Annotated in this window: 10 protein-coding genes; 3 read left to right on the top strand and 7 right to left on the bottom strand. The window is 65.7% G+C overall.

Annotated elements, in window-relative coordinates; translation table 11 throughout:
• Nucleotides 1-788 (top strand): MMPL family transporter (locus A5736_RS07580; RefSeq protein WP_139333190.1); only part of this gene is annotated, 788 nt, incomplete at its 5' end.
• 2 nt (nt 789-790) lie between these two features.
• Here the strand turns inward: A5736_RS07580 and A5736_RS07575 are convergent.
• Nucleotides 791-1,633, bottom strand: a complete 843-nt coding sequence (locus tag A5736_RS07575) for a PaaX family transcriptional regulator C-terminal domain-containing protein (RefSeq protein ID WP_076245415.1) — start codon at nt 1,631-1,633, stop codon at nt 791-793.
• A gap of 19 nt (nt 1,634-1,652) precedes the next feature.
• On the opposite strand from A5736_RS07575, the gene A5736_RS07570 reads away from it, so the two are divergent.
• Nucleotides 1,653-2,843 (top strand): SRPBCC family protein, encoded by a 1,191-nt coding sequence (locus A5736_RS07570; RefSeq protein WP_076245413.1) that lies wholly within the window; start codon nt 1,653-1,655, stop codon nt 2,841-2,843.
• On the opposite strand, the gene A5736_RS07565 is transcribed toward A5736_RS07570, so the two are convergent.
• The 3 genes from A5736_RS07565 to A5736_RS07555 all read right to left on the bottom strand — a co-directional run bounded on the left by A5736_RS07565 (nt 2,840) and on the right by A5736_RS07555 (nt 4,990).
• Nucleotides 2,840-3,292, bottom strand: a complete 453-nt coding sequence (locus A5736_RS07565) for a DUF5078 domain-containing protein (protein WP_076126786.1) — start codon at nt 3,290-3,292, stop codon at nt 2,840-2,842. The two genes, A5736_RS07570 and A5736_RS07565, sit on opposite strands and share 4 nt — an antisense overlap.
• A gap of 65 nt (nt 3,293-3,357) precedes the next feature.
• Complete coding sequence (locus A5736_RS07560; RefSeq protein WP_076126788.1) at nt 3,358-4,272, bottom strand: crotonase/enoyl-CoA hydratase family protein; 915 nt, start codon at nt 4,270-4,272, stop codon at nt 3,358-3,360.
• 52 nt (nt 4,273-4,324) lie between these two features.
• Nucleotides 4,325-4,990: a class I SAM-dependent methyltransferase gene (locus tag A5736_RS07555; protein WP_217695741.1), complete on the bottom strand. Its 666-nt coding sequence runs from the start codon at nt 4,988-4,990 to the stop codon at nt 4,325-4,327.
• Between the two features lie 69 nt (nt 4,991-5,059).
• Here A5736_RS07555 and A5736_RS07550 point away from each other — a divergent pair, with 69 nt between their 5' ends.
• A complete protein-coding gene (locus A5736_RS07550) occupies nt 5,060-5,551 on the top strand; it encodes a MarR family winged helix-turn-helix transcriptional regulator (RefSeq protein WP_076126792.1) in 492 nt (163 codons plus the stop codon).
• Between the two features lie 61 nt (nt 5,552-5,612).
• On the opposite strand, the gene A5736_RS07545 is transcribed toward A5736_RS07550, so the two are convergent.
• From A5736_RS07545 to A5736_RS07535, 3 genes are read right to left on the bottom strand one after another with little or no spacing between them, the layout of a single operon-like run.
• Nucleotides 5,613-5,939: a hypothetical protein gene (locus A5736_RS07545; protein WP_076245410.1), complete on the bottom strand. Its 327-nt coding sequence runs from the start codon at nt 5,937-5,939 to the stop codon at nt 5,613-5,615.
• Nucleotides 5,936-7,948, bottom strand: coding sequence for a prolyl oligopeptidase family protein (locus A5736_RS07540; RefSeq protein WP_076245408.1), 2,013 nt, complete (start codon nt 7,946-7,948; stop codon nt 5,936-5,938). Before A5736_RS07540 ends, A5736_RS07545 begins: the two co-directional genes overlap by 4 nt.
• A 23-nt stretch (nt 7,949-7,971) precedes the next feature.
• The gene (locus tag A5736_RS07535; RefSeq protein WP_076245406.1) at nt 7,972-8,814 is read right to left on the bottom strand and encodes a class I SAM-dependent methyltransferase; all 843 of its coding nucleotides are present in this window, start codon (nt 8,812-8,814) and stop codon (nt 7,972-7,974) included.
• Nucleotides 8,815-8,933 lie beyond the last annotated feature (119 nt).

Here is an 8,933-nt window from a genome sequence, read left to right as displayed (position 1 = left end):
TGATCATCTCCCATGAAGGTGACCCGGCGAGTCCCGAAGGCATCCGCCACATCGAACCGATCAAGCAGGCCGTGCACGAGGCGATCAAGGGCACGCCCTGGGAGGGCGCCAAGGTCTACCTCGGCGGTACCGCCGCGACGTACAAGGACATGCACGACGGCTCCAACATCGACCTGCTGATCGCCGGAATTGCCGCCGCCACACTGATTTTCATCATCATGCTGGTGATCACCCGAAGCGTCGTGGCGGCCTTTGTGATCGTCGGTACGGTGTTGCTGTCCCTAGGCGCCTCATTCGGACTCTCCGTCCTGCTGTGGCAGTACATCCTGGGCATGAAGTTGCACTGGATGGTCCTGGCGATGGCGATCATCCTGCTGCTGGCGGTCGGCTCCGACTACAACCTGCTGCTGATATCGCGGTTCAAGGAGGAAATCCACGCCGGGCTGAAGACAGGGACGATCCGCGCGATGGCCGGTTCGGGCTCGGTGGTGACCTCCGCCGGTCTGGTGTTCGCCGCGACCATGGCCACGTTCATGTTCAGCCCGCTTCTGGTGATGGCCCAGGTGGGTACGACGATCGCGCTGGGTCTATTGTTCGACACCTTGATCGTGCGGTCGTTCATGACACCGTCGCTGGCCACCCTGCTCGGGCGCTGGTTCTGGTGGCCGCAGCACGTGCGACCCCGGCCGGCCAGCACCATGCTGCGGCCATACGGACCGCGTCCCGCCGTGCGCGAGTTGATCGACGTCGATGAGCCCCCGGCGGGCGGATTGGTACAAGCGCGCTGATCTTACGCCGGTGTGCGCCGAAAGGCGTTGAGCATACGGTGTTTGAACGCTTCGTCGAAAACCCGGTAGGTATCGCGCAGCCGATTTCCCGGCCAGTCGTCCGAGATGAAGTGCGTCGGCAGTAGCGGGTCGAGTTGCAGGTGCCGGACGACGGCGATCGACAACGCGAATTGGAAGCGGAAGCTGGCGCTGGTGTCGTCATGGTTTAGCGCGGGGCCGTCGAGTTCGGCCCGCATGGCGCCGGCCAACCGCTTCGCCTCGCTGGCCCAATCATCAAGGGAAAACAGCGATCTCACGGTGTCGTCAGCGATCGTCGAGGCGGCCTTGTGGAAATGGACGCATTGGCGGTCCAGGACGCTGCGCATGGTCGGGAGTCGTTGCGGGTCAAGGTTATCCGGGCGCATCCACACGCCCTCGCGAAGTTCGGCCAAGTGCAGCGCGGTGGCGGCCTTACGCAGCTCGAGCCGTTCGGACGGCGGCCGGCGCTCGGCCGAGACGACGGCCAGTTCCCACGTTCCATCCCAGCCGCGGGTGGCCACGTCCGGGATGCGCGAGGCGTCGTCGACGCGTTCGCGTCGTTCCAGCAAGTGTCCCGCCAGGGCGTAGGTCCCGCCGTCGCTGGTGAGTTCCCCGCTGGAGACCATGCGCCACAGGCACGTGCGCGCGGCGCCCCCGCTGATGCCGAACAGTGAGGCCACCGCGACGAGCTCGGCGGCGGTGAGCCGAGGTTGGTCGGCCCCCAGTAACGCGCTCGCGAGTACCGAGCGCGCGCTGAGCGCCCGGTCTCCGACTACCGCGGCGACCTCCGAACGGTTATCACGAAACGATTGACGCGTGACGGGCACAGTGTGATACTTCCAGACTATGAGCACTCCGACAAGATCTCCGGTAGCCCCGGACGTGGAGATCGTCCGGCGGATCCTTTCCCATATCGACGCGGGAACCACCGACGAGGGCGAGGTGTGGCGCGAGCCGGTCCGCAACTACGTGGATCCAAGCCGATTCGCCGAGGAGATGCGGGTGCTGCGCGCCTACCCGAGTGTGTACCTGCCCTCGGCGGCCATCCCCAACGTCGGCGACCACGCCGAACGCACCACCTTTGGGGTGCCACTATTCGCCGTGCGCGGCCGCGACGGCCGGTCCCGAGTGTTCCGCAACGCATGCCGGCACCGGGGGCTGGCCCTCGTCGAGGGTCGGGGCTGCTCGCACGCGCTGGTGTGTCGCTACCACGGTTGGACGTATCGGCTGGACGGCTCGCTGTCACACGTTCCGCACGACGAGGCGTTCCCCGATCTGGACGTGTCGGCCCGCGGCCTGGTCGAGGTGGAAAGCCGCGAGGTGGACGGCCTGATCGTCATCGACGCCCTCGATCCACCGGCAACCGACTCGGGGCGACAGCGTGCCGACGATGCCATGGCGGCCCTGTCCGACGGCAGCCCCTGGCGCGACAAGCTGCTGCCGGCCGAGAGGCTGGTGTTGGTGAACGCCACTGCGCGGCAGATGAATTGGAAGGTCCTCGTCGAACAGTTCCTGGAGGGCTATCACATCCGCTCCACGCACAAGGACACGTTTTTCCCGCTCCAGTACGACGATCTCACCGTCGTGGAATCGTTCGGCCCCAATACCCGAATCACGTTCCCGTACCGCAACATTGAGCGGCTGCGCGATCGTCCCGAATCGGCGTGGAACATCGGTGCGCGGGTGACCTACGTGTATCACCTGTTCCCCAACGTGATGATTGCGACGTTCCCCGACCAGACGATATTGATCGTGATCGACCCGGTGGACGTCGCGAACTCCGTCGTCTCCCTCTACGCGATGGTCACGCCCGCGGTTGCCCAGCAGCTGTCGAACGCGGGCGGCGCCGAGCCGGGGGCGCGCAGTCTGCTCGATGCCGGTGCCTTAGAGGACAACGAGATGTCCGAAGGCGTGCAGCGCGGTCTGCACGCCGGGGCGAACACCTTCCTGGAGTTCGGGCGCCACGAAAGCGCCATCGGTCGCTTTCACGCGACTCTGGATGCGCGGCTAGCCGCGCTAGCCAGGTCCGAGTACTAGGCCCAGTTCCAGACCGACATGTCGCCGGGCGGGTACTGGTTGCAGATGTCGGTGGCCTTGGCCACGACACCCTTGTTGTTGAAGAAGATCTTCATGTGGTTGGGCCAGGCCACCCACAGCGGATCGGAGACGGGCGCATAGAAGTTTTCGGAGTAATTCCTGCGGTCCTCCGGCGACAGCGAGTAGAACCAGTGCGCCTTGTCGATCGTCGCCTGCTGGACGTTCGGGTGGTTGTTGAAGTCGATCATGTACCGCTGGTAGTACACGGGGCTGGTGTCCCTGGACGCCGCGAGGATCTGCTCGGCGTCGCAGGTGGTATTGATCATCCGGCGCGGGATGGGGAAATCTTCGGTGGAATCGGCCGCCGCGGTGGTCGGGACCGTCGCAGCGGCGAAGCCCAGGGCGAGGAACATGGCGCCTGCACGCAGGCTGGTGCTGAGCCGAGACATAGTGGCTACGGTAGCACTTTCCGGGTGGCGAAGGACAGGCGGTAGCGAATTCGTAACCTATCTTACTAAGTACCGCTATCAGGGACGATGACGTGTGAGGGGTCAGGGCGGAGCTCCGGCGGGGCCTGGCTGTAGTCGCCGAACGGGCCGTCGCGGCGCTCGACCGCGGCGCGCACACCTTGGGTTTCGGCGGTCCTGATGAAGTCAAGGGCGTCGGGGGTATTGCGCATCAGGCCGTCGAGAATGCCGCCCAGCACCTGGGTCGACGCCAGGCCCATGTTCTCGTAGGCCTGGTTGACGATCAGCTTCTGCGCCCGCAGTTGGGACAGCGGGATGCGGGCCAGCTCGGCGGCGATCTCGGCCACGCGAGCCTCGAGTCGCTCGAACGGCACCGCCTCGTTGATCAGTTCGACCTCGGCGGCCTGGACTCCGGAAAGGGGCCGGCCCGTCAACGAGTGCCATTTGACCTTGGCCAGGCTCAGCCGATACAGCCACATGCCGGTCAGGTAGGCCCCCCACATGCGGCTGTACGGGGTGCCGATCACCGCGTCCTCGCTGGCGATCACGATGTCGGCGCACAGCGCATAGTCGCTGGCCCCGCCCACACACCAGCCGTGTACCTGGGCGATGACCGGCTTGGACGCCCGCCAGATGGCCATGAATTTCTGAGTCGGCCCGGTCTCGCGGGCGCTGACCATCGCGAAATCCTTGCCCGGGTCCCACTTGCCGTCGGTCATCATGGCTTCGCCCCAATGCTGGAAGCCGCCGCCGAAGTCGTAGCCGCCGGAGAATGCGCGGCCCGCGCCGCGCAGCACGATGACCTTGACCCCCGGGTCGCGCTCGGCCCGGCCGATGGCGGCCTCGATCTCGTCGGGCATGGGCGGCACGATCGTGTTGAGGTGCTCGGGGCGGTTCAGCGTGATGGTGGCGACCGGCCCGCCCGTCGTGTACAGCAGCGTCTCGAAGTCTGGTGTCGACATGGCTCAAGCGAAGCCGCTTGATGGTGATGTGTCTAGCGGTCAGAACACTGCTTCACTTGCGGAGCAAGAGTTCGACGCCAATCTCCGCGTTCCGAACTTCCTTTTCCCGGAAAGCAACGTCGGTGAGCATCCGCTCAAACTGCGCTCTCGTATAAGCCCGTCTAAGCAGCATGAACCGAAACGCGGCGAGGGTCATCCAGCGTTCGACCGTGCCCAGCCCCACCGTGTCGAAGTGCTGTTTGATTTCGGACATCGGCACGTCCTTGCGCAAGTCGACGACCAGCGCCATGCCGCCGGGGCGCAACACGCGGTACATCTCCTGCAGTGCTTGGTGCGGCTCCGAGAAATTCTTGAACGCCGCACTACATGTCAGAAGATCGAAGCTCTCGTCCGGGAACGGCATCGCTGAGGCGTTGCCGTGGCGGAAGTCGACCTCGACGCCCGCCTCGGCGGCATTTTTACGCGCCAGCTCCACCATCGTCCGGCTGATGTCGAGCCCGGTCACGCGATAAGCTGCGCCCTTTGCCATTTCGACCGCGAAGTAGCCGGGGCCCGGTGCCACTTCCAGCATGTCACCGCCTTGCGGCAGCAACTCGCGCACACGCGCAGCCAGCGCTCGGAAGCGCTCCATGTCCTTGCGCGTGCTCTTGTCATACCAGCGGGCGATGGCGCCCTCCATCCCCATTCCCCGGTACCCTTTGGTCGTCACGGCCGCCACGCGAAGCACTCCTTTGCGGGAATGTATCTTAGTAAATAAGATAGTTAGAGAGTAGGCGAACTGAAGCCGATGTCAAGCTCAAACCGCGCCGCGTTGCACGAGACCGTGATCCGCTGCCTCAGGCAGTTCATCGCCGGAAGCATTCTCAACAACCAGCAGATCGCCGACAGGTTGGGCTTGCGCCTCACCGATATGCAGTGCATCAACGTGCTCGACTTGCTCGGTCCGTCGACCCCTGGCGAGCTGGCCCGCTGCACTGGGCTTACCACGGGCGGCGTCACGGTGATGCTCGACCGACTGGAGAAAGGCGGCTATGTCAAGCGGCAGCCGAACCCGCGCGACCGCCGCAGCATTCTGGTGCGTTTGAATCCTGCGAAGTTAAAGAAAATCCGGGCCGTCTATGCGGAGATCGAGCGGCAAATGGAGACCCTCCTGCATGGAATGCCAGAACCCGAACTGCGCTCAGTCGTGAAGCTGTTCTCAAAAATGAACGAGTTTCCGATGGAACACCCTCGTCGCGTGACTGTCGCGCACAACAGAGTTGAAGCGGCCGGTTCTTGACCGTAGTGGTTGGCGTGATGGCGTCGAATTCCCATCGCCAAGGTCACCCAGGGGATGTGGGCTAGCGCTCCTCATCGGATGGGTCGGGCTGCCGGTTCTCCGGATTCCACGCATAGATCCGGTCGCCGATCTTCAGATAAGGCGATGCCAGGTAGGCCGATCCCACCACGATGGCGGTGAAGATCAGCGTCGTCACGACGGCGTTCGGCCAGAGTTTGCCCGTCCCGAAGGCAAAGAAGACGATGCCCAGAGCCGAGGTCCCCCAATAGAAGTAGCGGGCCTTGCGGCGCTCGGCGATGAAGCGAAAACGTATCTGCGCCCAGCCGGCGGCGATCAGAACCAGCCCGGCGAAGACCAAGCCGAGTTCGATGATGTCGATGATCTTCATGCCTTGCCTCCCAGGGTCCGCCAGAGGAACGAGTAGCTCAGCGCCGACTTGAACGCGACCTGCTCGTTGTCGGCCGCGCCGGCGTGCCCGCCCTCGATGTTCTCGTAATACCAGGCCTGGTGGCCCGCGGCCTGCAGCGCCGCCGTCATCTTGCGGGCGTGGCCCGGGTGCACCCGGTCGTCGCGGGTCGACGTGGTGAACAGCACCGGCGGATACGTCCGGGGCGAGATGTTCTGGTACGGCGAATATTTGGAGATGAACTCCCAGTCGTCGGGGTTGTCCGGATCGCCGTACTCGGCCACCCAGGATGCGCCCGCGAGCAACAGGTGATAGCGCCGCATGTCCAGCAGTGGCACATCGCAGACCAGCGCGCCGAACTTTTCCGGGTATTGGGTCAGCATGATGCCCATCAGCAGACCGCCGTTGCTGCCACCGCGCGCGCCGAGCTGCTCGACGGTGGTGACACCGCGGCGCACCAGATCGGTTGCCACCGCCGCGAAATCCTCGGCCACCTTGTGCCGGCCCTCGCGCATCGCCTGCGTGTGCCACCCGGGCCCGTACTCGCCGCCGCCGCGGATGTTGGCCATCACAAAGGTCCCGCCGCGGGCCAGCCACAGCCGGCCCAGCACGCCGTCGTATCCGGGGGTTCTGGCGACTTCGAAGCCGCCGTAGCCGCTCAGCAAGGTGGGGCCGGGGCCGTCCGCATTGCCGGAGCGTACCACGAAGTACGGGATCGACGTTCCGTCGTCGGAGGTCGCGAAATGCTGTGCCACGGAAAGATTTTCGGCATCGAAGAACGCCGGTGCGGATTTGATCGGGTCCGGTTGCCTGTCGCCGGCGCCGCGCAGCAGCCGCGACGGAGTGACGAATCCGCTGGAGTCGAGGAAGAACTCGTCGCCGGTGTCGTCGGCGGTGACGACGACGGTGTTGGTGGCGGCCGGGATGCCCGGCACCGGCTCGCGCCGCCACGCGCCCGGCGTGGCGATCTCCACGCGGCTCGCCACGTCGGCCAGCGTGACGATCAGCAGGCGGTCTTTCGTCCACGCGTAGTGGTTGAGCGCGGTGTGCTGGTCGGGCTCGAACACCACCCGCAATTCGGCTGTGCCGGCAAGGAATTCGTCGTAGTCGGCCGCGAGCAGCGAACCCGCGCTGTAAACCGTGTCGCGGAAGTACCAATCGGTGCGCAGCTCGATCAATATCCACTCGCGGTGGATCGACACGCTGGCGTCGGTGGGCGCGTCGATGCGTATCAGCTCCGCGCCGCGTAGCTCGTAGACCTCGTCGTTCCAGAAGTCGAGTGCGCGAAGCAGCAGCGTGCGCTCGAAGCCGGGTGTCCGGTCCGCCGAGGCGAATACGCGGACGTCGGAAGGCGTGCCCTCGAACACGGTCTGTGCGTCGGCCAGGGGCGTACCCCGCCGCCACCGCTTGATCACGCGGGGATAGCCCGATTCGGTGAGCGAGCCGACGCCGAAATCGGTGCCCACCAGCACGGTGTCCGGGTCGGCCCAGGAGACCTGCGACTTGGCCTCGGGCAGCTCGAACCCACCGGCGACGAATTCCCTTGTCGTCATGTCGAATTCGCGGACGATGGACGCGTCCGAGCCGCCCCGCGACAGTGCGATCAGCGCGCGCGTGTGGTCGGGTTCGATGACGCCGGCGCCGGCCCACACCCATTTCTCGTCGTCGGTGCGACCCAACTCGTCGACATCGATCAGCACGTCCCACTCGGGGGAGTCGGTGCGATAACTGTCCAGGTTGGTGCGCCGCCACAGCCCGCGCGGATTGGCGGCGTCGCGCCAGAAGTTGTAGAGGTACTCGCCGCGGCGAACGACGTAAGGGATTCGGGTGTCGGTGTCGAGCACCTCGAGCGCCTCGGTGCGCATCTCCTCGAACCGCGCATCGCAGAATTCGGCGAGCGTCGGCTCGTTGCGCGCCCGGACCCAGTCCAGCGCCTCCTCGCCGGTGACGTCCTCGAGCCACAGGTACGGGTCGTCGGTCATGACCGTCATTCTGACGGCCGAGGATGACGCCGTTACGTCACCCTCGTCACGATGGCCGTCCAGGGCAGTTCAAGCGCGCCGTCGTGTTCGTACGGCGCCAGCGACGGCTCGAGGATCGCCCGGACGGCCTGCACTTGCCCGGTGTCCAGCGAGCCGACCAGCTCTGCCACCGGCCCCGCGACCGCTGTGATGTAGCTCCAGTAGTCATTCGGGCCGTCGAACCGCATGACGCCGGTGAGCTCTTCGACCGCGACATCCGAGAAGCCGCCGGCGCCGGCGAGGTCGCGGTTGCGCTCGGGGGTGGACAGCGAGAACATGCCGCCCGGCGCGAAGGCATCCCCGGGTGGTGCGACGCCGTTCTGCAGTAGCGCCACCACGACCTGGAAGATCCACGGGTTGCGGTTCGGTGGTCCCCAAGTCGCGTAGGCGCACCGGCCGCCCGGCCGCAGCACCCGCCGGATCTCCGCGATAGCCCGCTCCTGCCCAGGTACCAACATCAACCCGAACCGCGAAAGCACGCCGTCGACGCTGTCGTCGGGCAGGTCGATCTGCTCCGCGTCGATGACGCGGCACTCGACGTTGTCGATGCCCCGCTCGTTGACCCCGCGACGAGCCGCCGCCACCATCGCGGGCGCAAAATCACTGCAGATGAGGCGGCCCGTCGGGCCGAGTCGAGCGGCGGCGAGGAAGCCGGTCTCGCCGGGGCCCGCAGTCAGCTCCAAGACTGTCTGGCCCGGCTGTGGGTCGACCTGCTCGACGAGCCGCTCCGAAACCGACCGGACGTCGTCGAACAGGCGGTCGCGATAGGTGTCCCAGGCCGGTGCGACAGCGCTCCAGTGGCGCAGAGCTTCCTCGGCCGAATTGATTTCAGGCATGCTCAACCCCGATCCCAGACCCCGACTTATGGGGTGACTGCAGCGTACTGTGAGGCTTGTCACGCGAAAGAACAAGGAGCTGAAACCGATGACTGTTTTCGCACGTCCAGGTGCCGCCG

The organism is Mycobacterium sp. SP-6446 (genome assembly GCF_001954045.1).
Taxonomy (GTDB): domain Bacteria; phylum Actinomycetota; class Actinomycetes; order Mycobacteriales; family Mycobacteriaceae; genus Mycobacterium.
This window is presented reverse-complemented; position numbering and strand designations above follow the sequence as displayed.

Coding starts and splice junctions, on each gene's coding strand:
- A5736_RS07570 (WP_076245413.1), top strand. CDS start 1,653: ATGAGCACTCCGACAAGATCTCCGGTAGCCCCGGACGTGGAGATCGTC.
- A5736_RS07565 (WP_076126786.1), bottom strand. CDS start 3,292: ATGTCTCGGCTCAGCACCAGCCTGCGTGCAGGCGCCATGTTCCTCGCC.
- A5736_RS07560 (WP_076126788.1), bottom strand. CDS start 4,272: ATGTCGACACCAGACTTCGAGACGCTGCTGTACACGACGGGCGGGCCG.
- A5736_RS07550 (WP_076126792.1), top strand. CDS start 5,060: ATGTCAAGCTCAAACCGCGCCGCGTTGCACGAGACCGTGATCCGCTGC.
- A5736_RS07545 (WP_076245410.1), bottom strand. CDS start 5,939: ATGAAGATCATCGACATCATCGAACTCGGCTTGGTCTTCGCCGGGCTG.
- A5736_RS07540 (WP_076245408.1), bottom strand. CDS start 7,948: ATGACGGTCATGACCGACGACCCGTACCTGTGGCTCGAGGACGTCACC.
- A5736_RS07535 (WP_076245406.1), bottom strand. CDS start 8,814: ATGCCTGAAATCAATTCGGCCGAGGAAGCTCTGCGCCACTGGAGCGCT.